Annotated in this window: 22 protein-coding genes and 1 pseudogene; 12 read left to right on the forward strand and 11 right to left on the reverse strand. The window is 71.6% G+C overall.

Translation table 11 applies throughout. From position 1 onward, the window contains the following. Window positions 1-20: 20 nt before the first annotated feature. Window positions 21-278, reverse strand: a complete 258-nt coding sequence (locus ACWD26_RS34235) for a hypothetical protein (RefSeq protein WP_451275914.1) — start codon at window positions 276-278, stop codon at window positions 21-23. A 190-nt stretch (window positions 279-468) separates the two neighbouring features. Further along, a complete protein-coding gene (locus ACWD26_RS34240) occupies window positions 469-1,344 on the reverse strand; it encodes a 3-hydroxybutyryl-CoA dehydrogenase (RefSeq protein ID WP_451275916.1) in 876 nt (291 codons plus the stop codon). Between the two features lie 176 nt (window positions 1,345-1,520). On the opposite strand from ACWD26_RS34240, the gene ACWD26_RS34245 reads away from it, so the two are divergent. Beyond that, on the forward strand, window positions 1,521-2,780 hold the full coding sequence (locus ACWD26_RS34245; protein ID WP_451275917.1) for a glycoside hydrolase family 10 protein: 1,260 nt from the start codon (window positions 1,521-1,523) through the stop codon (window positions 2,778-2,780). A 28-nt stretch (window positions 2,781-2,808) separates the two neighbouring features. Here ACWD26_RS34245 and ACWD26_RS34250 read toward each other — a convergent pair whose 3' ends face one another. After that, window positions 2,809-3,006 carry a DUF1918 domain-containing protein gene (locus ACWD26_RS34250; protein WP_391001928.1) on the reverse strand — a complete coding sequence of 66 codons (198 nt, stop codon included), beginning with the start codon at window positions 3,004-3,006 and terminating at the stop codon, window positions 2,809-2,811. A 92-nt stretch (window positions 3,007-3,098) separates the two neighbouring features. Then, window positions 3,099-4,175: a DMT family transporter gene (locus ACWD26_RS34255; RefSeq protein WP_451275920.1), complete on the reverse strand. Its 1,077-nt coding sequence runs from the start codon at window positions 4,173-4,175 to the stop codon at window positions 3,099-3,101. Between ACWD26_RS34255 and ACWD26_RS34260 the strand changes: the two genes are divergently transcribed. The 3 genes from ACWD26_RS34260 to ACWD26_RS34270 all read left to right on the forward strand — a co-directional run bounded on the left by ACWD26_RS34260 (window position 4,174) and on the right by ACWD26_RS34270 (window position 6,780). Next, complete coding sequence (locus ACWD26_RS34260; protein ID WP_451275922.1) at window positions 4,174-5,670, forward strand: aminotransferase-like domain-containing protein; 1,497 nt, start codon at window positions 4,174-4,176, stop codon at window positions 5,668-5,670. The genes ACWD26_RS34255 and ACWD26_RS34260 overlap by 2 nt on opposite strands. Continuing rightward, a complete protein-coding gene (locus ACWD26_RS34265) occupies window positions 5,667-6,131 on the forward strand; it encodes a GNAT family N-acetyltransferase (protein ID WP_451275923.1) in 465 nt (154 codons plus the stop codon). The genes ACWD26_RS34260 and ACWD26_RS34265 overlap by 4 nt, the downstream gene beginning before the upstream one ends. A 73-nt stretch (window positions 6,132-6,204) precedes the next feature. Then, a complete protein-coding gene (locus ACWD26_RS34270) occupies window positions 6,205-6,780 on the forward strand; it encodes a histidine phosphatase family protein (RefSeq protein ID WP_451275925.1) in 576 nt (191 codons plus the stop codon). 15 nt (window positions 6,781-6,795) lie between these two features. Here the strand turns inward: ACWD26_RS34270 and ACWD26_RS34275 are convergent, their stop codons facing one another. After that, window positions 6,796-7,245 (reverse strand): DUF6314 family protein, encoded by a 450-nt coding sequence (locus tag ACWD26_RS34275; protein WP_451275927.1) that lies wholly within the window; start codon window positions 7,243-7,245, stop codon window positions 6,796-6,798. A gap of 144 nt (window positions 7,246-7,389) precedes the next feature. Here ACWD26_RS34275 and ACWD26_RS34280 point away from each other — a divergent pair, with 144 nt between their 5' ends. Continuing rightward, window positions 7,390-9,873, forward strand: coding sequence for an alpha-L-arabinofuranosidase C-terminal domain-containing protein (locus ACWD26_RS34280; RefSeq protein ID WP_451275929.1), 2,484 nt, complete (start codon window positions 7,390-7,392; stop codon window positions 9,871-9,873). Window positions 9,874-9,980: 107 nt separating this feature from the next. Here the strand turns inward: ACWD26_RS34280 and ACWD26_RS34285 are convergent, their stop codons facing one another. After that, on the reverse strand, window positions 9,981-10,724 hold the full coding sequence (locus ACWD26_RS34285; protein WP_451275931.1) for a LysR family transcriptional regulator substrate-binding protein: 744 nt from the start codon (window positions 10,722-10,724) through the stop codon (window positions 9,981-9,983). Between the two features lie 127 nt (window positions 10,725-10,851). Between ACWD26_RS34285 and ACWD26_RS34290 the strand changes: the two genes are divergently transcribed. After that, window positions 10,852-11,256 (forward strand): DUF5997 family protein, encoded by a 405-nt coding sequence (locus tag ACWD26_RS34290; protein ID WP_451275933.1) that lies wholly within the window; start codon window positions 10,852-10,854, stop codon window positions 11,254-11,256. A 92-nt stretch (window positions 11,257-11,348) separates the two neighbouring features. Beyond that, window positions 11,349-12,917 carry a hypothetical protein gene (locus ACWD26_RS34295; protein ID WP_451275934.1) on the forward strand — a complete coding sequence of 523 codons (1,569 nt, stop codon included), beginning with the start codon at window positions 11,349-11,351 and terminating at the stop codon, window positions 12,915-12,917. A gap of 288 nt (window positions 12,918-13,205) precedes the next feature. Here the strand turns inward: ACWD26_RS34295 and ACWD26_RS34300 are convergent. Continuing rightward, window positions 13,206-13,424: pseudogene (locus ACWD26_RS34300) on the reverse strand (sigma factor); the annotation flags it as partial. Between the two features lie 223 nt (window positions 13,425-13,647). On the opposite strand from ACWD26_RS34300, the gene argC reads away from it, so the two are divergent. Genes argC through ACWD26_RS34325 form a run of 5 tightly spaced genes read left to right on the forward strand, consistent with a single transcriptional unit; the run spans window position 13,648 to window position 18,508 of the window. Further along, window positions 13,648-14,676: an N-acetyl-gamma-glutamyl-phosphate reductase gene (gene argC / locus ACWD26_RS34305; RefSeq protein WP_451275936.1), complete on the forward strand. Its 1,029-nt coding sequence runs from the start codon at window positions 13,648-13,650 to the stop codon at window positions 14,674-14,676. Beyond that, the gene (argJ, locus tag ACWD26_RS34310; RefSeq protein WP_451275937.1) at window positions 14,673-15,827 is read left to right on the forward strand and encodes a bifunctional glutamate N-acetyltransferase/amino-acid acetyltransferase ArgJ; all 1,155 of its coding nucleotides are present in this window, start codon (window positions 14,673-14,675) and stop codon (window positions 15,825-15,827) included. Before argC ends, argJ begins: the two co-directional genes overlap by 4 nt. Next, window positions 15,824-16,735, forward strand: coding sequence for an acetylglutamate kinase (argB, locus tag ACWD26_RS34315; RefSeq protein WP_451275939.1), 912 nt, complete (start codon window positions 15,824-15,826; stop codon window positions 16,733-16,735). Before argJ ends, argB begins: the two co-directional genes overlap by 4 nt. Beyond that, on the forward strand, window positions 16,732-17,958 hold the full coding sequence (locus ACWD26_RS34320) for an acetylornithine transaminase (RefSeq protein ID WP_451275940.1): 1,227 nt from the start codon (window positions 16,732-16,734) through the stop codon (window positions 17,956-17,958). The genes argB and ACWD26_RS34320 overlap by 4 nt, the downstream gene beginning before the upstream one ends. 7 nt (window positions 17,959-17,965) lie before the next feature. Then, window positions 17,966-18,508, forward strand: a complete 543-nt coding sequence (locus ACWD26_RS34325; RefSeq protein WP_184896243.1) for an arginine repressor — start codon at window positions 17,966-17,968, stop codon at window positions 18,506-18,508. 310 nt (window positions 18,509-18,818) lie between these two features. Here the strand turns inward: ACWD26_RS34325 and ACWD26_RS34330 are convergent, their stop codons facing one another. The 4 genes from ACWD26_RS34330 to ACWD26_RS34345 all read right to left on the reverse strand — a co-directional run bounded on the left by ACWD26_RS34330 (window position 18,819) and on the right by ACWD26_RS34345 (window position 22,915). Beyond that, window positions 18,819-19,613: an FAD:protein FMN transferase gene (locus ACWD26_RS34330; RefSeq protein WP_451275942.1), complete on the reverse strand. Its 795-nt coding sequence runs from the start codon at window positions 19,611-19,613 to the stop codon at window positions 18,819-18,821. Between the two features lie 4 nt (window positions 19,614-19,617). Next, window positions 19,618-20,697 (reverse strand): FMN-binding protein, encoded by a 1,080-nt coding sequence (locus tag ACWD26_RS34335; RefSeq protein WP_451275944.1) that lies wholly within the window; start codon window positions 20,695-20,697, stop codon window positions 19,618-19,620. A gap of 123 nt (window positions 20,698-20,820) precedes the next feature. After that, window positions 20,821-22,158: a ferredoxin reductase family protein gene (locus tag ACWD26_RS34340; RefSeq protein ID WP_451276056.1), complete on the reverse strand. Its 1,338-nt coding sequence runs from the start codon at window positions 22,156-22,158 to the stop codon at window positions 20,821-20,823. A 169-nt stretch (window positions 22,159-22,327) separates the two neighbouring features. After that, on the reverse strand, window positions 22,328-22,915 hold the full coding sequence (locus ACWD26_RS34345) for a pyridoxamine 5'-phosphate oxidase family protein (RefSeq protein ID WP_451275946.1): 588 nt from the start codon (window positions 22,913-22,915) through the stop codon (window positions 22,328-22,330). Between the last annotated feature and the right edge of the window lie 296 nt (window positions 22,916-23,211).

Here is a 23,211-nt window from a genome sequence, read left to right on the forward strand (position 1 = left end):
GTCGCGCCCCGCCCGGAGAGCTAGTGGCCCAGTGCCTGCCAGACGGCCACCACCAGGGCGCCCAGCGCGGTGAGGACCGCGACCGCGGGGAGCGGCCAGCGGGCGTGTTCCAGGGCGACGACCCGCGCGCTCAGATCGTCCAGCTCCTTCGCGGTCTGCTCGGCGCGGTGGCTCAGCAGGGTGTGCCCGCCTTCGACGCGCGCGTGCGCCACGTCCAGACGGCGGCGTAACTCTGCGAGTTCGCCGTGGAGCACGGGATGCTCGGGGTCGATGGCCACGAGTCCGCTCCTTTCTGTAGTCGTCCCATCCCTTGCATGCGCACGGCAAGTCAACTCGCCTGGTGGGCAGGTGGGGAGAGTGTGCGAACGGCATATGCGAGTCCGCCGCGCACACGGTGTGTGAATACGACGGGCCCGGCACCGTTCCCGGTGCCGGGCCCGTACGGGAAGGACGACTCACCGTCCGTAATCAGACGTACGAGTAGAACCCCGAATTCGTCTTCCGGCCGAGCCGGCCCGCGTCGACCATGCGCTGGAGCAGCGGGGGAGCGGCGTACAGCGGCTCCTTGTACTCCTCGTACATCGAATTGGCGATGGAGACGATGGTGTCCAGGCCGATCAGGTCGGAGAGCTTCAGCGGACCCATCGGGTGGGCGCAGCCCAGCTCCATGCCGTTGTCGATGTCCTCGCGGCCGGCGATGCCCGACTCGAACATGCGGATCGCGGAGAGCAGATACGGCACCAGCAGCGCGTTGACGACGAAGCCGGAGCGGTCCTGGGCGCGCACCGTGTGCTTGCCGAGCACCTTCTCGGCGAAGAGCTGCGCCCGGCTGAGGGTGCCCTCGGAGGTGGTGAGCGCCGGGATCAGCTCGACGAGCTGCTGCACCGGGGCCGGGTTGAAGAAGTGGATGCCGATGACATGGTCGGGCCGGGAGGTGGCGACCGCGAGCTTCACCAGCGGGATGGAGGAGGTGTTGGAGGCGAGGATCGCGTCCGGGCGGGTCACCACCTGGTCGAGCACCTGGAAGATCTCGGTCTTCACCTGCTCGTTCTCCACGACCGCCTCGATCACGAGATCCCGGTCGGCGAACTCGCCGAGGTCGGTGGTGAAGCTCAGGCGCTCCTGGGTGGCGTCCCGCTCGGCCTCGCTGATCTTGCCGCGCTCGGCCGCCCTGGACAGGGAGTTGAACAGCCGGGTACGGCCGATCTCCAGGGCTTCGCCGGTGGTCTCGGCGACCTTCACGTCCAGTCCGGCGCGGGCACACACCTCGGCGATGCCCGCTCCCATCTGGCCGCAGCCCACGACTCCGACGCGTGCGATGTCTCCCGCCGGGATGTGCGTCACATCGTCCCTTTCACTGGTCTACGTGCCTGGCACACACCCTGGTGCGGGTCTGCGCCACACCTGCACGTTACCCGCGACGGCTACTGCGCAGTATCCCGGGTGTCCCGTGCGAGTCTGGTGCGCGAACGGTCCGCGACGGCGCGGACGGGAGAGAAGCGGTACGCGGAGGTACGGGAATGCATCGCAAGCCACGGATGTCACGACGGGCGTTCTGGGCGACCGCGGTGTCGACACTCGTGGCGGCCGGCGGGGTGGCGGCCGGCACCGCCATCGCCGGCGGGGACCCGAGCCGCCGGCGCAGGGCGGACGAGGGCGAGCTGCGCGGCATGTGGCTGGCCACCGTGCTCAACCGGGACTGGCCCTCCGAGCCCGGCCTGACCGTCGCCGAGCAGCGCGCCGAGCTCAGCACCCATCTCGACACCGCCGTGGACCGGCGCCTCAACGCGGTGATCTTCCAGGTCCGCCCCACCGCCGACGCCTTCTGGTCCTCCCCGCACGAACCCTGGTCCGAGTACCTCACCGGCACCCAGGGCAAGGACCCCGGCTGGGACCCGCTGGGCACGGTGGTCCAGGAGGCGCACGCCCGCGGTCTCGAACTGCACGCCTGGTTCAACCCCTACCGGATCGCCAACCACACCGACCCGAGCCGTCTCGTCGCCTCGCACCCCGCCCGCCGCAACCCCGACTGGGTCGTCCCCTACGGCAGCAAGCTCTACTACAACCCGGGCATCCCCGCCGTCCGCGCCTTCGTCCAGAAGGCCATGCTCGACGCCGTGGCGAAGTACCCGGTCGACGCCGTGCACTTCGACGACTACTTCTACCCCTATCCGGTCGCGGGCCAGGTCTTCGACGACGACGCGGCGTACGACCGGTACGGCGGGGGCTTCCCGAACCGGGCGGCCTGGCGGCGCGACAACATCGACAAACTGGTGCGCGAGATGGCCACGCAGATCAAGAGCGTCCGCCCCGGCACCCAGTTCGGGATCAGCCCCTTCGGGGTCTGGCGCAACGCCGAGATCGACGAGCGGGGCTCCGACACCAAGGCCGGTGTGCAGACGTACGACGACCTGCACGCGGACACCCGGAAGTGGGTCCAGGAGAACTGGATCGACTACATCGTGCCGCAGCTCTACTGGAACATCGGCTTCGCGGCCGCCGACTACGCCAAGCTGCTGCCCTGGTGGGCGCGGACCGCCCGGGACAGCGGCACCCGGCTGTACATCGGGGAGGCCCTGTACAAGGCGGGCGCCCCGGCGCAGCCCGCGGCCTGGCAGGACCCGGCCGAGCTGTCGGCGCACCTCACCCTGGCCCGTGACGTCCCGGAGGCGCGCGGGCATGTGTTCTTCTCGGCCAGGGACATCCAGGTCGACAAGATCGGCGCGATGGCACGCGTGGTGGCCGACCACTACCAGCGGCCGGCGCAGCCACCGCGCTGACGGTGCCGGGCCGACGACCCTGGGGGCGTTACTTCGGGTCGCCGGGGTGACGGACGACCGTGTCGGGCCCCGGGGCCATCAGTGCCTCGTGCCCGTCGTCGTTGAACCTGACCCGGTAGGGCGGGTTCCCGTTCTGGCCGAGAACCTCCAGGACCTCCGCGGTCCGGTCGTGGTGACCGACGGTCCTGCCGTGCACCAGCAGGGTGTCGCCTACATCTGCCTGCATCGGGGGGCCTCCTCGTCTCGCACGGGAGTGGCGGTCCGTGACCGCAGTCTATTGCGGGCGGCGCCGGGGGGAACCGGTGTGCCTACGGGCTCTCAGGCGGATGTGCGCTGGGTGACCGCGATGCAGACCAGTACGGCGGCGGCCGTCAGGGGCGCGGCCGGGGTGAGCTGCTCGCCGAGGAGCAGCACCGACCACACCAGTGTGAGCAGGGGCTGCGCCAGCTGCAACTGGCTGGCCTTCGGTATGCCGATCGCGGCCATGCCCCGGTACCAGACGACCAGCCCCAGGAACTGCGATCCGGCCGCCACCCACAGCAGCCCGGCCACGCTGTGCGCGGTCAGCTGGACCGGCTCGTACGACAGGGCCAGCAGCGCGCCCGGCACGCTCAGCGGCAGACACAGCACCAGGGCCCAGCCGATGACCTGCCATCCGGGCATCACCCCGGCCAGCCGGCCGCCCTCGGTGTAGCCGGCCGCGCAGACCACCAGGGCGCCGAAGAGATAGAGGTCGGCCGTGGTGAGGGCGCCGCCGCTCTGCGTCACGGTGAATCCGAGGACCGCGGCGGCGCCGGCGACGGCGGCCGCCCAGAAGGTGCGCGAGGGACGGGTGCCCATGCGCAGCGCCGAGAACAGGGCGGTGGTCAGCGGAAGCAGACCGACCACCACGGCGGCGTGCGCGGTGGTCGAGGTCCGCAGGGCGAGCGTGGTGAGCAGGGGGAAGCCGACGACCACTCCGGCGGCGACCACGGCGAGGCCCGCCCAGTGCCGACGGCTGGGAAGGGGAACCCGAAGGGCCAGCAGACAGCCGCCCGCGACGACGGCGGCCAGGGCCATGCGCACGGCGACGAGGGACCAGGGGCCGAAGCCCTCCAGGCCCCAGGCGGTGGCGGGGAAGGTGAGGGAGAAGGCGGTGACACCCAGAGCCGCCTGGAGCGTGCCGCCGGCTCGCGGACGACGGCGGGGCTCGGGCTCGGACGCGGCCGGTCCGGCTCCGGCGGAGGTGTGGGTCCCGGCGGTGGCGGAGGTGTGGGTCCCGGCGGTGGCGGAGGTGTGGGTCCCGGCGGTGGCGGAGGTGTGGGTCCCGGCGGTGGCCGGTCGTGGGCCGCCGCCTTCTCGGCCGCCGCCCACCGCTACTGAACTGCCGACGATAGCGCTACTCTCTGCTCTCATGCATGAGCGTAGCAGTGGTGCGGAACTGGCGGAACAGCTGCGGAGGGAGCTGGACCGCTACTCACCCGGTGGAAAGCTGCCGTCTAGCCGGGCGCTCGTCGAGCGATTCCGGGTCAGCCCCGTCACGGTCTCGCGAGCCCTGGCGCAACTGGCCGCCGAGGGCCTCGTGGTGACCCGGCCGGGGGCGGGGGCCTTCCGGGCGAGCCCGCGCGAGAGCGGGACGGCACCCGTCGGGGACACCTCCTGGCAGGAGGTCGCCCTCAGCGCCGACGGCGGCGCGGAGCCCTCGCCCCGCACGGTGGACGCCTCGGGCGTACTGGTCTCGCTCGCCACCCCGCCGCCCGGCGTGATCGAGTTCAACAGCGGCTATCTGCACCCGTCGCTCCAGCCGGAGCAGGCGATGGGCGCGGCCCTGTCCCGGGCGGGGCGGCGGCCCGGGGTGTGGGCGCGGCCACCGGTCGAGGGCGTGCCGGAGCTGCGCGAGTGGTTCGCCCGGAGCATCGGCGGGTCGATCACCCCGGCCGACGTGATCGTCGCGGCGGGCGGCCAGTCCGCCCTGACCACCGCCCTGCGGGCCCTCGCGCCGCCCGGAGCGCCCGTGCTGGTCGAGTCGCCCACCTATCCGGGCATGCTGGCCATCGCGCGGGCGTCCGGGCTGCGGCCCGTTCCGGTGCCGGTCGACGCGGACGGGGTCAGACCCGCCCTGCTCGCCGACGCGTTCAAGGCGTCCGGCGCCCGGGTCCTCGTCTGCCAGCCGCTCTTCCAGAACCCCACCGGCGCCGTACTGTCGGCCGACCGCCGGGGCGAGGTGCTGCGGATCGCCCGCGAGGCCGGCGCCTTCGTCATCGAGGACGACTTCGTACGGCGACTCGTGCACGAGGACGCCGGACCGCTGCCCGGGCCACTGGCGGCCGACGACCCCGACGGTGTGGTCGTGCACGTCTCCTCGCTCACCAAGGCCACCTCACCGAGCTTCCGGGTCGGTGCCCTGGCCGCCCGGGGGCCGGTCCTGGAACGGCTGCGCGCCATCCAGGTCGTCGACACCTTCTTCGTGCCACGCCCCCTCCAGGAGGCCGCCCTCGAACTCGTCGGCTCCCCCGCCTGGCCCCGCCATCTCCGAGCCGTCTCGAGGGAGTTGAAGAACCGCAGGGACGCGCTCACGTCCGAGCTGCGCCTGCGCCTGCCCGAACTCGCCCTGCCCCACATCCCCTCCGGCGGCTACCACCTGTGGCTGCGCCTCCCCGACGCCACCGGGGGCACCGCCCAGGCTTTCGGCTCCGGGGGAGAGTCCGCCCTGGTCGCCGCCGCCCTGCGCGCGGGCGTCGCGGTCACCCCCGGCCGCCCATACTTCAGTGCCGAACCCCCGGCCGGACACCTGCGGTTGAGTTTCGCGGGAGTCGCCGGGGTGGGGGAGATCGTGGAGGGGGTACGGAGGCTGGGGCATGCGACAAACGGTTCGACAGCGGGCTCCTGGGCTGCGAACGTCCAGCCATGAGCGATGAGTTGAACCCCGGCCTCCCCGAGGGCTACGAAATCTCCGACGACCCCGACCGCATCGACGTGGAACGGGTCCACCACTGGCTGTCCACTGACGCGTACTGGGCCATCGGCCGACCCCGCGAGAAGCATGAACGCGCGATGCGCGAGTCGCTCAACTTCGGGGTGTACGAGGTGGGTTCGGGGCGGCAGGTCGCGTACGCGCGGGTGGTGACCGACCTGGCGATGTTCGCCTGGCTCTGCGATGTGTACGTGGACCGGACGGCGCGCGGGAAGAACCTCGGCACCGCCCTGGTCACGGCCGTGCGGGAGCACCTGCGGCCGTACGGGCTGCGGCGCGTCCTGCTCGCGACGCACGACGCGCACGGGGTCTACGCCAAGCTCGGATTCGAGCCGCTCGCCAAGCCGGACGAGTGGATGGCGCTCCATTTCGAGAGCGGTGAGCGACCGTCCCGGTGAGGGCCGGGGGACCCCGCGTAACTCCTGAGTAACGCCTCTTGACCAGCGGAGTCTCCCGCTCCACGATCGCCGCATGCATCTTCGGGTCACGTTCGTCGCCGCCGCGCGCTGCTCCTCGCTGCTCGCGGAGCGTTTCGAGGACGACCGGCCGCTGGACCAGGCCGGCTGGGACGAAGTGCAGCGCGCCGCCCATGAGCTGGTGGCGTTGGCGGCGGCCGAGCTGCGCTACTGCTCGCCGACGCCCCGCAGCCGGGCCACCGGCGACGCCCTCGGCTACGCGCCGCTGGCCCAGCCCGCCCTGCGGGACTGCGACATGGGCCGCTGGCGCGGCTTCACACTCGGCGAGGCCATGGCCCGGGAACCCTCGGCCGTGGACGCCTGGCTCGCCGACCCGCACTCCACCCCGCACGGTGGCGAGTCACTGCTCGCCTTCATCTCCCGCATAGGCGACTGGCTCGACACCCGCCCGGCGGGCGAGGGCGGCCGTATCGTCGCCGTCGCCGAGCCGTCCGTGCTGCGCGCCGCGCTCGTCTACGCGCTGAAGGCCCCGCCGTCGTCGTACTGGAACATGGACGTCCGCCCCCTGTCGACGGTCACGGTTGCCGGGCGTGCGGGCCGCTGGAACCTGCGGTTGGGCGCCGCCCAGTAGGGCGGGAGCTCGGCCCTACGGCGTGTGCTCGCGTGTGTAGTCGGTGATCAGGAGCTGGTCCTTCGCGGGACCGCCGACGCGCCAGGTCGTACGCCAGCGGTCCACGTCGTACACCTCGAACTCGCCCCGGTAGAGGTCCGCGACACAGGGGTGGTCCGTCCGCCAGTGGCCGGTGGTCAGGTCGAGGTCGTGGAAGGGGCGGCCGTCGGCGAAGCGGACGTCCGCCGCGCCGGGCGCGGGGCCCGGCAGGAAGCGCAGGGTGCGTTCGGCGGGGCGGGGGACGCCCTGCCAGAGGAAAGTTCCGGCCTCCCGGTGGAGGAGACCGCCCTCGTCCAGCGGGCTGAAAACGGTCACCCCGGTGAACTCTCCCTCCGCCCCGCTCGCCAGATCCCGCACGGACCGCAGGACCCGCCACCTCCCGGAGAGATGGGCCAGGAGGTCGGGAACTGGCAGGAAATCGCTCATCCGTCCTTCACTTCCGACACTTTCGGTGCTGTACGACCCGTTGACGCTGTCTCGGTCGCCTCCCTATCTTGCCGTTCGAAGTGCTGATCATTGTCTGATATTTCGAACAACTCCATGACCCCCACCCCGAGCCGCGGAGTATCCATGTCACGCAGCACCCGCACCCGTTGGAGACTCGGCCTCACGGCCACCGCCTTCCTGGTGGCGGCCGCCTCGGTCCCGGCGCCTGCGCACGCCGAGGACGTCACGGACTACGCCATCACCGTCGACCCGGCCGCGAAGGGCGCGAAGATCGACGACACGATGTACGGCGTCTTCTTCGAGGACATCAACCGGGCCGCGGACGGCGGCCTCTACGCCGAACTCGTGCAGAACCGGTCCTTCGAGTACTCCACCGCCGACAACCGCGCCTACACCCCCCTCACCTCCTGGACCGTCGACGGGACCGCGCAGGTCGTCAACGACGCCGGCCGGCTCAACGAGCGCAACCGCAACTACCTCTCCCTGGAGGCCGGTTCGGCCGTCACCAACGCCGGCTACAACACCGGTGTCCACGTCGAGGAGGGCAAGAAGTACGACTTCTCGGTGTGGGCGCGCGCCGAGAGCCGTACGACGCTGACCGTCACTCTCCAGGACGCCGACGGCACCCTGGCCGAGGCCCGTCAGGTGGCGGTCCGGGGCGGCTGGGCCAAGTACAGGGTCGTCTTCAAGGCGACGCGGACCAGCTCCGACGGCCGTCTGACCGTCGCCTCCGCCGATGCCGTGGCCCTCGACGAGGTGTCCCTCTTCCCACGGGACACCTACAAGGGCCGCGAGAACGGCCTGCGCAAGGACCTCGCCGAGAAGGTCGCCGCCCTGAAGCCGGGCTTCGTGCGCTTCCCCGGCGGCTGCCTGGTCAACACCGGCTCCATGCAGGACTACAGCGAGGCCTCCAACTGGGAGCGCAAGCGCTCGTACCAGTGGAAGGACACCATCGGCCCCGTCGAGCAGCGCGCCACCAACGCCAACTTCTGGGGCTACAACCAGAGTTACGGCCTCGGCTACTACGAGTACTTCCAGTTCTCCGAGGACGTCGGCGCGATGCCGCTGCCCGTGGTGCCCGCCCTCGTCACCGGCTGCGGCCAGAACAGGGCCACCGACGACGAGGCCCTGCTCCAGCGCCACATCCAGGACACCCTCGACCTCATCGAGTTCGCCAACGGGCCCGTGACCAGCAAGTGGGGCAAGAAGCGGGCGCAGATGGGCCACCCGAAGCCCTTCCACCTCACCCACCTCGGCGTCGGCAACGAGGAGAACCTGCCCGACGAGTTCTTCGCCCGCTTCCAGAAGTTCCGGGCCGCCATCGAGGCGAAGTACCCCGACATCACGGTGATCTCGAACTCCGGCCCCGACGACACGGGCACCACCTTCGACACCGCCTGGAAGCTGAACCGCGAGGCGAACGTCGACATGGTCGACGAGCACTACTACAACAACCCCCAGTGGTTCCTGCAGAACAACGACCGCTACGACTCCTACGACCGGAAGGGCCCGAAGGTCTTCCTCGGCGAGTACGCCTCCCAGGGCAACGCCTTCAAGAACGCCCTGTCCGAGGCCGCGTTCATGACCGGGCTGGAGCGCAACGCCGACATCGTGAAGCTGGCCTCCTACGCACCGCTCCTCGCCAACGAGGACTATGTGCAGTGGAGCCCCGACATGATCTGGTTCAACAACCACGCGTCCTGGGGCTCGGCCAACTACGAGGTGCAGAAGCTCTTCATGAACAACGTCGGGGACCGTGTCGTGCCCTCGACGGCCACCGGCACGCCGGCGCTCTCCGGCCCGATCTCGGGTGCCGTGGGCCTGTCGACGTGGGCGACGACAGCGGCGTACGACGATGTGCGGGTGACCGCCGCGGACGGCACGAGCCTGCTCAGCGACGACTTCGGCGGTGACGCGTCGAAGTGGACCCACACCGGGGGCGGCAGCTGGTCCGTCCAGGACGGGCAGTACGTGCAGACCGATGTGGCCGCCGAGAACACCATGGTGTCGGCCGGCGACACCTCCTGGCACGACTACGACCTGAAGGTGAAGGCCACCAAGAAGGCCGGCAAGGAGGGCTTCCTCGTCGCCTTCGGCGTCAAGGACACCGGCACCTACTACTGGTGGAACCTCGGTGGCTGGAACAACACCACCAGCGCGGTCGAGCAGGCCGTCGACGGCGGCAAGGGGACGCTGATCTCCAAGCCGGGGACCATCGAGACGGGCCGTACCTACGACATCGAGGTCAAGGTGCGGGGGCGGCAGGTGACCCTGCTGCTCGACGGCCAGGAATGGGGCCGCTTCACCGACGACAAGCCGGCCGAGCCGTTCCGGCAGGTGGTGACGCGTGACGCGAAGACGGGTGACCTCATCGTGAAGGTCGTCAACGCGCAGTCCTCGGCGGCGCGTGCGGCCATCGACCTCGGGGGTGCGAAGGTCCGCTCCAAGGCGCGCGTGACGACGCTGACGGCTGCGCCGGACGCGGTGAACACGCAGACGGCCACACCGGTGGCGCCGGTGAGGTCCACGTTCACCGGGGTGGCCGAGGAGTTCAGCTACACGTTCCCGGCGAACTCCGTGACGTTCCTGCGGATCAAGAAGCGGTGAGGTGAGGGGCGGCCCGGGTTCGCGTACCGGGCGCGGGTTCGTGGGGGCTGGTCGCGCAGTTCCCGTCGCCCCTGGACGGGCCTCCGGCCCCGTCCGGGGGCGACCCCTCAGGAGCGGCGGCGGGGCTTTCCGGGCTTGCCGCCGCTCTTGGCGTTCCTGCCGGTTCGGGGGGTGCGGGCGGTCGGCTTGCCCGTGGCGGCGCGCTTGGGCTTCGGCTGGCGCTTCTCCTCGGGGGCCTTCGCCCGGCCCCGGGTGCTGTTGACCGTGCGGCCCCGGACGATGCCGATGAAGTCCTCGACCATGTCCGTGGTCGCGTCCTGCGGCCAGGACAGGGCGACGCGGGACTCGGGGGCGTCCGTCACCGGGCGGTAGGTGAGGTCCTTGCGGTGGTGCAGGCGGGCGAGGGACTGCGGGACCACGAGCAGCCCGATCCCGGCGGCCACCAGTTCGATCGCGTCGGCCGTGGTGGCGGGCCGCTCGAACGCGGGCTCCCCCGGCGGACGTTCCCAGTCGAGGGTGTCGTCGAGGGGGTGCAGCACGACCTCGTCCGCCAGGTCCTCGGTGGTCACCTCGTCGACCGCCGCGACGACATGGTCCTTCGGGACCACGACCACCGTGGTCTCGGTGTAGAGCGGGATCGCGCTGAGGTCGGTGTCGTCCACCGGAAGCCGTACGAAACCGGCGTCGGCGTCGCCTCCGCGCAGCACGCCGAACGCCTCGGCGGCGGACACCTGGAGGAGGGTCATGGGGATGTCGGGCAACCGCTCGTTCCAGATCCGCACCCACTTGGTGGGCGTCACTCCCGGGACGTACGCGAGCCGGAACGAAGGGGATGCTTCCGAGCCAGTCACATGACCAGGCTAACGGGCGGGGGCGGGGCCCGGAGCCGGGGAGCCTTCGAGCCCGGTGGCGGCGCCGGATACGGCTCCGGGTATCGGTGTGGTCGGCGGTCGCGCACACGGTCGATACCCTTGACCCATGACGTCGCACCAGACCGCCCAGACCATGAAGCCCGCCACCGCGGCGAAGAAGCTGGGTGTGTACCTCCAGGCCACCCCCGCCGAGTTCCAGGAGGGCGTCGTCTCGCGCGCCGAGCTGAACGCGCTCCAGGCCAACCCCCCGGCCTGGCTGGAGGAACTGCGCCGCAACGGCCCGCACCCGCGCCCCGTCGTCGCCGAGAAGCTCGGCGTCTCCATCGCGGGGCTCGCGCGTGGGGGAGTCACCGAGCCCCTCACCACCGAGCAGATCGAGGCCCTGAAGCAGGAGAGCCCCGAATGGCTGCGGAAGGAGCGCGCCACCCAGGCGGAGGTCCGCAAGGAAGGCGCCCGGATCAAGAAGCGCAACGCGGAGCGCGCGGCCCAGTCGGACGACCGGCGTTCCTGAACCGGTTCCCGTGCCGGCGGCGGTCGGGGCGTACGGAGTGCCCCGCCCCCTGCCGAAAAACCACGAGCCGTCGGGGTGGGAGCGCGGGCAGGATGCCCTTTGTGCATCATCTCCTGTGCGGGCTCGCCGCCAATCCGGCGTTGCCGTCCGAGCTGGTCGACCGGCTGATCGCGGTCGCGGACGACGACGTCGCCCATGACCTCGCCGGCCATGCGGATCTCAGCCGCGCGCAGGCGGTCGCGCTGGTCTCGCGGGTCGCGGGGAGTGGTGTGCGGCTGGCGTACGAGGGTCGTCTGACCGCCGCCGACGTCGATCCGGTGGCGCAGCCGTACGTCGCCCTCGCCCTGCTCGACGAGGGCGCGGGCAGCCCGGAGTGGGCCCGCCTCCTCGCGGCGGACCCGGTCGTCGAGCACCGGGAGAAGCTGGCCGCCTGCCCCGGCCTGCCGGCGGATGTGGTGGAGACCCTCGCCGCGGACCCGGACGTACGGGTGGTGGCGGAACTCGCCCTGTGGGCGGGGCCGGACGTGGCCGCCCGGCTCGCGGGGCATCCGCACGCCGAGGTCCGCCGTGCGGTGGCGGCCAACGAGGCGACGCCGCCCGACGTACTGGCGGCCCTCGTCGCCGGCGAGGGGCTGCCGCCCGCCGGGCGCTGTCTTGTCTGCGACCGCGAGGAGCCGCCGTTCACGCACGGCCCGGACTGCGCGCGGCGCGACTGCGATCTGCGACCGGGCGCCTCCTGCGACGGCTCCCACGAGTCCACCGCCCACGACATGCTGCGGGCGGCGCTGGCGAACCCGGCCACACCGGCCGAAGCCGTCGCGGGCTTCGCCGACCACCCGTCGACGCTGCTGCGCTGGGCGCTCGCCGCCCACCCCGGCCTGCCCCCGGAGGTCTGCGTGCGGCTCGCCGCGGACCCCACGCCCGGAATCCGCGCCGACCTCGCCGGGAACCCCGCGGTCGACGACTGCCTGATGCGCGCGCTGGCCGACGACGGCGACCCCGGCGTGCGGCGCGGGCTGGCGCACAACCCGCGTGTGCCCCTGGACGTGCTCGCCCACCTGGCCGCCACCACCAGGATCGGCGGCACCCTCCTGCCGCGGATCGCCTCCGCCACGGCCGCCGAGGTCGAGGAGCTGGCGCGGTCGCCGTACGCGGCCGTGCGCATGCTCCTGGCCCAACGGCGTGATCTGCCGGCCGGGATCCGCGACGCGCTGGCCGACGACGCCGACGCGAAGGTGGTCAAGTCGATCGCTCCGCACGCCGGTCTCTCCGAGGCCCAGCTGCGGGCGATGGTCGAACGGCACGGAGTCCAGGTCATGGCGGGGGCGGCGGCCAACCCGGATGCGACTGAGGCGTTCCTGGAGCGCGTGGCCCGGCATCAGCCGCCCGTACGGAAGGCCCTGCGCGAGATCGGCCGGCACCCCCACGCGACGGCGACGGCGCTGCTGGTCTGCCTGAAGGACGAACGCGCGAGACCCCTCGCCGCCGGTCACCCGGCACTCCCGCCGCAGGTGGTCGCGGACCTGCTCACCGACACCGACGGGTGGGTGGCGGAAGCCGCGGCCGCCAATCCGTCGCTCCCGGTCACCGTGATGCGGGAGCTGATGCCAGACCTGATGCGGGAGACGACGCGGGAGCCGACGCGGGATCTCCCGCCCTAGCCTCTCGACCCTCGGGCGCGGCCAGCGCTCCCGTTGGGCCGTATCCGGAAGCGCCCCGATGCGCCGCAGGAAACTCTGCTCGATCTGGTCCGCCAGCGGTCGCGCGTCCGGTCGTCCGAACCCGCCGGCCAGTTCCGTCGTGGTCAGGCCCCGCGTCAGTTCCAGCAGGGCCAGCGGGTTGCCGCGGGTCTCGGCGACGATCCGGTGCCGGATGCGGGCGTCCAGCCGCCCGGGGACCGCCGAGTCCAGAAGCGCACGGACGTCGTCGTCGCGCACCTGTGTCCGGTCCGTGCCCTGCCAGCGGACCCACACGTCCTGGACGACGTCCTCGGCGTCGGCGGCCCGGCCCAGCGTCTGGTAGGCGATCCCGAAGAGCAGGGAACGGACGCTCTCGAAGTCCGCCGCCGCCTCGGGCCAGGAGCGAACGGCGGCCGTCGTCGCGTTCCCCGTCCCCCGTACCCTCGACGGACTCGGCTCCGACACGACGTCGATGTTGGAGATGTGCATGACGATCTTCCCGGGTCCTGATGGTCTGGACCCGCCGGGCCCGGCTCATCGTGCGCCGGGGCCCGGCTCAGTGACCCAGCCACCGTCGGCCGGGGCGGGTGGCGGGCGCACCTGTGGAAACCCGGGTGTACCCCCGGGTGCGGTGCCCACGGACGGCCCCCTGCACTGGATTGCATAAACGTGCATGGAAACGTATAGTCATGCCATCCAGGAGGAGGGTTCCATGACGGTACGTGTGGCGGTGGCCGGAGCGAGTGGTTATGCGGGCGGCGAAGTGCTGCGCCTGCTGCTCGCCCACCCCGAGGTCGAGATCGGTGCACTGACCGGCAACTCCAACGCGGGCCAGCGCCTGGGCGGGCTGCAGCCGCATCTGCTGCCGCTGGCCGACCGGGTGCTCCAGGAGACGACCACCGAGGTCCTCACCGGGCACGACGTGGTCTTCCTCGCGCTGCCCCACGGGCAGTCCGCCGCCGTGGCCGAGCAGCTCGGCCCGGAGGTGCTCGTGGTCGACATGGGCGCCGACTTCCGGCTGAAGGACGCGGCCGCCTGGGAGAAGTTCTACGGCTCGCCCCACGCCGGGACCTGGCCCTACGGCCTCCCCGAACTACCGGGTGCCCGCGCCGCGCTGGAGGGGTCCAAGCGCATCGCGGTACCCGGTTGCTACCCCACGGCCGTGACACTGGCCCTGTTCCCGGCGTACGCGGCCGGCCTCGCCGAGAACGAGGCCGTGATCGTCGCTGCCTCCGGCACCTCCGGCGCGGGCAAGGCCCCCAAGTCGCACCTGCTGGGCAGCGAGGTCATGGGCTCGATGACCCCCTACGGCGTCGGCGGCGGCCACCGGCACACGCCCGAGGTCATGCAGAACCTCGGCGGCGTCGCCCGTGAGCCGGTCACCGTGTCCTTCACGCCGACCCTCGCGCCCATGCCCCGCGGCATCCTCGCCACCTGCAGCGCGAAGGCGAAGCCGGGCGTCACCGCCGACTCCGTCCGCGCCGCGTACGAGAAGGCCTTCGCCGACGAGCCGTTCGTGCACCTCCTCCCGGAGGGGCAGTGGCCCGCCACGGCGTCCGTCTACGGTTCCAACGCCGTTCAGGTGCAGGTCGCGTACGACGAGGCCGCGGGCCGGATCATCGCGGTCAGCGCCATCGACAACCTCACCAAGGGCACGGCAGGTGGCGCCGTCCAGAGCATGAACATCGCCCTCGGGTTCCACGAGAACACCGGGCTTTCGACGATCGGAGTCGCACCGTGAGCGTGACGGCAGCACAGGGATTCACGGCGGCGGGGATCGCCGCCGGGATCAAGGAGAACGGCAACCCGGACCTGGCCCTCGTGGTCAACAACGGGCCCCGCCTCGCCGCCGCGGGCGTCTTCACCTCCAACCGTGTGAAGGCCGCGCCGGTCCTCTGGTCCGAGCAGGTGCTGAAGGGCGGCCAGGTATCCGCCGTCATCCTCAACTCCGGTGGCGCCAACGCCTGTACGGGCCCCAAGGGCTTCCAGGACACGCACGCGACCGCCGAGAAGGTCGCGGACGTCCTGGAAGGCCACAACGCGGGCGAGGTCGCCGTCGCCTCCACGGGCCTCATCGGCGTGCTCCTGCCGATGGACAAGCTGCTCCCGGGTGTCGAGACGGCCGCCGCCCAGCTCTCCGAGCACGGCGGCGAGAAGGCCGCCATCGCCATCAAGACCACCGACACCGTCCACAAGACGTCCGTCGTGACGAAGGACGGCTGGACCGTCGGCGGCATGGCCAAGGGCGCGGGCATGCTCGCCCCCGGCCTCGCCACCATGCTCGTCGTGCTCACCACCGACGCCGACCTCGACAGCGAGACCCTGGACAAGGCCCTCCGGGCGGCCACCAGGGTCACCTTCGACCGGGTCGACTCCGACGGCTGCATGTCCACCAACGACACCGTGCTGCTGCTGGCCTCCGGCGCCGCCGAAGTCACCCCGGAGTACGCGGAGTTCGCCGAAGCCGTGCGCCAGGTCTGCGACGACCTCGGACAGCAGCTCATCCGGGACGCCGAGGGCGCCAGCAAGGACATCAAGGTCGAGGTCGTGAACGCGGCCACCGAGGACGACGCCGTGGAGGTGGGCCGCTCCATCGCCCGCAACAACCTCCTCAAGTGCGCCATCCACGGTGAGGACCCCAACTGGGGACGGGTGTTGTCAGCGATCGGCACCACACGGGCCGCCTTCGAGGCCGACCGGCTCAACGTCGCCATCAACGGTGTCTGGGTCTGCAAGAACGGCGGCGTGGGCGAGGACCGCGACAAGGTCGACATGCGCTACCGCGAGGTGCACATCGTCGCCGACCTCGCCGCCGGGTCCGAGACGGCCACGATCTGGACCAACGACCTCACCGCCGACTACGTCCACGAGAACAGCGCGTATTCGTCATGAGCAGCACGCGGAAGCACACCGCCCTCCCCAAGGCCCAGATCCTCATCGAAGCGCTGCCCTGGCTGACCCGTCACAACGGCAAGACGATCGTCATCAAGTTCGGCGGCAACGCCATGGTGAACGAGGAGTTGAAGTCCGCCTTCGCCCAGGACGTCGTCTTCCTGCGGCACGCCGGCCTCAACGTCGTCGTCGTGCACGGCGGCGGCCCGCAGATCAGCGCCGCCCTCGACCGGCACGGCATCGTCAGCGAGTTCAAGGCCGGCCTGCGCGTCACCACCGAGGACGCCATGGACGTCGTCCGCATGGTGCTCGCCGGACAGGTGCAGCGCGAGCTGGTCGGGCTGCTCAACCAGCACGGGCCGCTCGCCGTCGGGCTGACCGGCGAGGACGCGCACACCATCACCGCCACCAAGCACCAGCCCGAGATCGACGGCGAGTTGGTCGACATCGGGCGGGTGGGCGAGATCACCGCGATCGACACGGGCGCGATCGAGGCACTGCTCGCCGACGGCCGTATCCCGGTCGTCTCGTCGATCGCCCGTAGCCAGGACGACGGACATGTCTACAACGTCAATGCTGATACGGCGGCTGCGGCACTCGCTGCTGCTCTTGACGCCGAAACCCTCATGGTCCTCACGGACGTCGAGGGCCTCTACGAGGACTGGCCCCACTCCGACGAGGTGATCAGCCGCCTCACCGCTTCCCAACTGGAGCAGCTGCTGCCGGAGTTGTCCTCCGGCATGGTGCCGAAGATGGAGGGCTGCCTGCACGCCGTACGCAACGGCGTGGGCAACGCCCGCGTCATCGACGGCCGGGTCCAGCACTCGATCCTGCTGGAGATCTTCACCGACGAGGGCATCGGCACGATGGTCGTGCCGGATGCGGAGCAAGAGGGGGATGCCGAATGACCGAGACCTCGAAGAACGCGGAGCTCACCCAGCGCTGGCAGGGCTCGCTCATGAACAACTACGGCACCCCGGGGCTCTCCCTCGTCCGCGGTGCGGGCACCAAGGTGTGGGACGCCGACGGCAAGGAGTACGTCGACTACGTCGGCGGTATCGCGGTCAACGCGCTCGGCCACGCCCACCCGGCGATCGTCGAGGCCGTCAGCACCCAGATCGCCTCCCTCGGCCATGTCTCCAACTTGTTCGTCGCCGAGCCGCCGGTCGCGCTCGCCGAACGGCTCCTCGAGCACTTCGGCCGCGACGGCAAGGTCTTCTTCTGCAACTCGGGCGCCGAGGCCAACGAGGGCGCGTTCAAGATCGGCCGGCTCACCGGGCGGACCCACATGGTCGCCACCGAGGGCGGCTTCCACGGCCGGACCATGGGCGCACTCGCCCTCACCGGCCAGCCCGGCAAGCAGACCGGCTTCCACCCGCTGCCCGGCGACGTCACCCACGTCCCGTACGGCGACGCGCAGGCCCTCGCCGCCGTCGTCACCGAGGAGACGGCCCTCGTCATCATCGAGCCCGTCCAGGGCGAGAACGGGGTCGTGGTCCCGCCGGCCGGCTATCTGAAGGCCGCGCGGGCCATCACGGCCGCCACCGGCGCGCTGCTCGTCCTCGACGAGGTGCAGACCGGCGTCGGCCGGACCGGGCACTGGTTCGAGTACCAGGCGCACGAGGGCGTCCTGCCGGACGTCGTCACGCTCGCCAAGGGCCTCGGCGGCGGACTGCCGCTCGGCGCGACCGTCGCCTTCGGCCGGGCGGCGGAGCTGCTCCGGCCCGGCCAGCACGGCACCACGTTCGGCGGCAACCCGGTCGCCTGCGCCGCCGGGCTCGCCGTCCTGGAGACCATCCGGGCCGAGGGCCTGCTGGAGAACGTCAAGCGGCAGAGCGAGAAGCTGCGCAACGGAATCGAGTCCCTCGGCCACCCGATGATCGACCATGTCCGTGGCGCGGGACTCCTCCTGGGTATCGTGCTCACCGAGCCCCTCGCGCCCCTGGCGCAACAGGCCGCTCAGGACGCCGGTTTCCTGGTGAACGCGCCCGCCCCCGATGTCGTACGGCTGATGCCCGCGCTCAACATCGGTGACGCGGAGGTGGACGCCCTCCTCCAGGCGCTGCCGGGCATCCTCGACGCGGCGCGAGCGGCGCACGAAGCCAGTGGGGACGGACGAGCCGGAGAATGAGACGACGATGAGCCAGGCGCAGGAGCACGACCAGGCGGGGCCGGCGGTACCGCAGACCCGCACCGCACGCCACCGGCGGATCGTGGACATCCTCAACCGGCAACCGGTGCGGTCACAGAGCCAGTTGGCGAAGCTGTTGTCCGACGACGGGCTGAGCGTCACGCAGGCGACGCTCAGCCGGGACCTGGACGAGCTCAACGCGGTGAAGATCCGCAACACCGACGGCGACCTCATCTACGCGGTGCCGAGCGAGGGGGGTTTCCGTACCCCTCGGGCTCCGTTGGGGGAGTCGGCGAAGGAGGAGCGGATGCGGCGGCTCTCCGCGGAGCTGCTGATCTCCGCGGAGGCTTCCGCGAACCTGGTCGTTCTGCGGACGCCCCCGGGGGCGGCACAGTTCCTGGCGTCGGCCATCGATCAGGCGGAGCTGCACGACATTCTGGGGACCATCGCGGGGGACGACACGTTGCTGTTGATCAGCCGGGACCCCGTGGGCGGCCAGGCCTTGGCCGACCACTTGCTGCGGCTGGCCCAGAACGGCAACGGCCACTGAAGGGGGCGTTGCGCGGGGGCGGCGACGGGGAGGGGCGGGGCCGTTGTGTGCCGGGTGCGGGTCCGTCGTGGCCGGTCGCGCAGTTCCCCGCGCCCCTGGAAGACGGGCTGCGCCCGCTTTCCCCGGAAAGCGGGCGCAGCCCGTCTTTCAAGCTGCTGTCGTAGCTGCGGGCAGTCGTGCCGCTGGGGCGATGGGGGCACCTCCCGCTCGGGCGAAGCCGAGAGTGGGGGAGGGTGGGCGCAGGCGGCACCCTGCCAGTGCCGGTAAGCGCCCCCCTCACCCCCAGCACGCAGCCCAGCTCAGCCGCCGCTCAGCCCAGTCGCGCCGCCAACCCACCCGTGCAGCGGACCTCGTCCCCCGCCGTGATCAGCAGGGCCTCGGCGTCGTCCAGGGACTCCAGCCACGCCAGGCCCTCCCGCGAGCCCATCGCGAACGCGGCCGTGGCCCAGCAGTCCGCCCAGGTGAGGCTGGGGGCCACCACCGTCACCGAGACCAGGTCGGTCACGGCGGACTTGCCCGTGCGGGGGTCGACGATATGGGCACCCCGCTCCGCCGTACCGGACGTGGCGACCGCCAGGCGATCCGCACCGGCGGCGGTGACGACCGCGGCCAGCCCCCCGGGCCGGAGGGGATCCGCGACGCCCACGCGCCAAGGGCGGTCCGGCCCGGGCACACCGCACAGCTGCACATCACCGCCCCCGTTCACGCTCACCCCGGCCGCCCCGGCCTCGACGAGACGCATCGCGGCCCGCTCGGTGGCCCACCCCTTCACCAGGCCGGTGGGGTCGAAGCGGCCCTCGTACGTCGAGCTGAACCAGCCGTCGCTCACCCGCTCGGCCTCGGCGCACAGTTGGAGCACCTCGGCGACCTCGGGATCGCACTCCTCGATCGTCGCCTCTCCCCGGGCGAGCCGGGAGATCTGGCTGTGCTCGCGGTAGGTGCTGAACACCTCGTCCACGGCGTGCAGCCCGGCCACCGCCTCTTCGAGCGCGGCCTTGACCGCCCTGGGCTCGCCTCCTCGGATGTCGAACGAGAAGACGGTGCCCATGACCTCCTCGACGTGCCGCAGCGGGGCGGGCGCGGCGGCTCCGGCGGGTTCGGCCACCGGATCAGCCGGCCTGGTCCAGCGCGGACTGGAGGGACTGCTGGTAACCGCCGCTGGTGTACGTGGCGCCCGAGACAGCATCGATGTCAGCGCTCCCTGCCGCGATGGCGTTCTGGTTGAGCTTGGGTATGGCGGTGCCGCTGATCTGGGTCGAGCGGCCACCGCTGGGCTGCTGCAGCGCCTCGGCGTCGGTGATCTTGCCGCCGCTGACCGTGATCCGGACCTGCACCGGGCCGTAGTCGGTCTGGACGGCCGAGCCCGTGAGCACCTGCGTGCCCGTCGACTGCCCGGCCCCGGAGTCCTCGGCGCCGCCGCCCGTGTCCTGCGAACCGCCCGCCTCGACCTCGGTGCCGGAACCCTGCGCGTTGCCCGCCTGGTCCAGGGCGGACTGGAGGGACTCCTTGTAACCGGCGCTGGTGTACGTGGCTCCCGACACGGCGTCGATCTCGGCGCTGCCGGCCGCCACGGCCGCCTGGTTGAGCTTGGGCACCGAGTCACTGGTGATCTGGGTGCTGCGCCCGCCGCTCGGCGCCTGCACGGCCTCGGCGTTGGTGATCTTGCCGCCGCTGACCGTGATCCGGACCTGCACCGGGCCGTAGTCGGTCTGGACGGCCGAGCCCGTGAGCACCTGGGCGCCCGAGTCCTGCGCGTTGCCCGCCTGGTCCAGGGCGGACTGGAGGGACTCCTTGTAACCGGCGCTGGTGTAGGTGGCCCCGGACACGGCGTCGATCTCGGCGCTGCCCGCGGCCACGGCCGCCTGGTTGAGCTTCGGGATGGCGTCGGAGCTGATCTGGGTGGAGCGGCCGCCGCTCGGCTGCTGGACCGCCTCGGCGTTGCTGACCTTGCCGCCGTTGACGGTGATCCGGACCTGGACCGGGCCGTAGTCGGTCTGGACGGCGGTACCGGTGAGGGTCTGCGCACCGGCCGCCACCCCGCCCTGTGCCGAGGGAGCGCCCCCCGCGGCTCCGGCCTGTACCGATCCCGCCGGGTCCGAGGCCGGCTTCAGCGACAGCAGCAGCACGATGCCGGACACGGTGGCGGCGGTGGCGAGCAGGGTCCGCCGGATGGGGTGGCTCTTCTTCATCGCTCCTTCAGCTCCTGAAGTGTGAAGTCTCGTGGGCGCGCTCGGGCGGGCCCATGGTCGAAAGCCCCGTGAAGGAGCCCATGGCAGGGGTGGGGTGGGACCGGTGGTGGCCGGTCCCGTCGCTCACATCTCGAACGACTCGTGGTGGATACGGCGGGTCGGGACGCCCGCGCCGCGCAGCGCCTCGTACACGCCCTGGGAGAAGCCGGGCGGCCCGCACATGAAGACGTCGTGGCGTTCGATGTCGGGGATCTTGCGGCGCAGGGAGTCCGCCGAGATGTCCGGGCGCTCGCCCTCCGGACTGTTCACCGCGTACATCAGCCGCGCCCCGCGCTCCTCCGCGATCTGCGCCAGCTCGTCCCACAGGGCCAGGTCCTGGGTGCTGTTGGCCCGGTAGAGGAGGGTCAGGTCACCGGCCGCGCCGGGCAGTGTCTCGAACAGGGCCCGCATCGGTGTGATGCCCACCCCGCCGGCCACCAGCAACACCTTGCCCCGGCTGCGCTTGCCGGCCGTCAGCGCGCCGTACGGGCCCTCGGCCCACACCCGGGTGCCGGGCTCCAGGTCGCGCAGGGCCGAGCTGTGGTCACCGATCGCCTTGACCGTGATCCGCAGCATGTTGGGGCGGGGCGCCGCCGACAGCGAGTACGGGTGCGAGCTGAACCGCATGCCGGGGGCGAGGAACCGCCAGCGGAAGAACTGCCCGGCCTCCGCGCCCATCCGGTGCAGCTTGCGCCCGCTCATCAGCACGGAGACGATCCCGGGCGACTCCTCGATGACCGCCTCGACCCGCAGCCGGTGCCGCATGTTGAGCCGGATCGGCGTGATGATCCGGTACCAGAGGACCAGCGCGGTCACCGAGCCGTACAGCGCGTACCAGCCGGTCTTCGCGGCGGGCGTGACGGCGAACTCGTTGCCGGTGGAGATCTGGTGCCAGAACGTCAGGAACGTCGCCGCGTACGTCAGCAGGTGCGTGTGGTACCAGAGGTCGTACGGGATCCGCTTGCGCACCGGGCCGATGGACATCAGCCCGATGAGCACCAGCAGACCGGTGCCGATGGCGGCCTTGCCCATGTCCGGCAGCTGGTTGATCGAGTTGATCGTCTGCTGGAGGATCGCGGTGTGGGTGAGGCCGGCCTGGAGGGCGTACCCGTACATCGTGAGGACGACGTGCGCGACGACCAGGCAGAGCGTGTAGCGGCCGGTCATCGCGTGCCAGCGGGCCACCCGGTCGGAGCCGACCCGGCGCTCCAGCGCGGGCACCCGGGCCATCTGGAGCACCACCAGGGCCATCATGTACCCGCCGAGCAGACCGGTGATCCGGCCGGCGTTGACCATCTTGCTGCCCTGGTCCGCGATGGACGGGGTGTTGTCCCACCACAGCCACACCACCGCGGCCACGCCCGCAAAGAAAATGATCAGCAGCGGGACGGCGGGGGAGCGGCGAGGTCGGATGCGGCGCATCGTCTGGCGGCGCGCGGCGCGACCTCCGGCGATCGTGGACACGGTTCCTCCGTGGTGGGCTGGACCCTTGGCCCACACGTACGTGCAGGGAGTGCCGTGTGTTCAACCGCGTGAACAACTGCCTTGCGGAACGACCGGTACCGGATGACGGCCGCTGGGTCCCGCGCCGTCAGGCGTGGGAGGGCGGCAGGGGCAGGGGCAGCCCGGGAAGACCGTCCAGGCTCGTCGCGATGTGCTCCTTGGAGCTGAAGTACGCGCTGAGCGAGTCGTCGTCCTCGCGCGCGAAGCGCCGGCCGTGCAGGTCGCGGTCCTCCTCGTACGCCATGAAGGGCACGGAGTAGCCGCAGCTGTCCCGGACGCGTTCGGCGCGGACCACGATGATCGCGCGCAGGCCGTGCGGGGTGGGGTCGATGTCGGGGAAGCGGGCGAGGAGTTCCGCGAAGCGCGCGTCGTCGCGGAAGACGGCCTCACCCGTACCGTGCACCCGCACGATGTTGGGCGGGCCCTGGAAGGCGCACCACATGAGGGTGATCCGGCCGTTCTCGCGCAGATGCGCGATCGTCTCCGCGTTGGACCCGGCGAAGTCCAGGTAGGCGACGGTCAGTTCGTCGAGGATCACGAACGAGCCCCGGAGGCCCTTGGGGGAGAGGTTGACCGTGCCGTCGGCGGACAGGGGTGCCGTCGCGGTGAAGAAGAGGGGCTGGGCCTCGATGAAGGTACGCAGGCGGCCGTCGATGCGCTCGTAAGTCTTTCCCATGTCTAACGATTATCGACGGAAACGCTTCGCCTGTCTAAGGAATTCGTCGAGAAGCGTGGAGGGGCACGAAAACCGGGTGGATCACCATCGCTGGGATCCACCCGGAATCAAGGTCTGCCACGGCCGCCCCGGCCGGCGCGCGCCGACCGGGGCGGCCGTGGCTCACACGGAGCGCGGGAGGCCGCTCGGCGCCGGCGCGAGCCGGCCGGGAGCTATGCCGACTACTGGTTGAGCTGGCAGGGGGCGAGCGCCTCCAGGCCTTCGGGCTTGGCGGCGGCGCGGCCGATGGCGGTCTC

It is taken from the genome of Streptomyces sp. NPDC002787 (assembly GCF_053592095.1).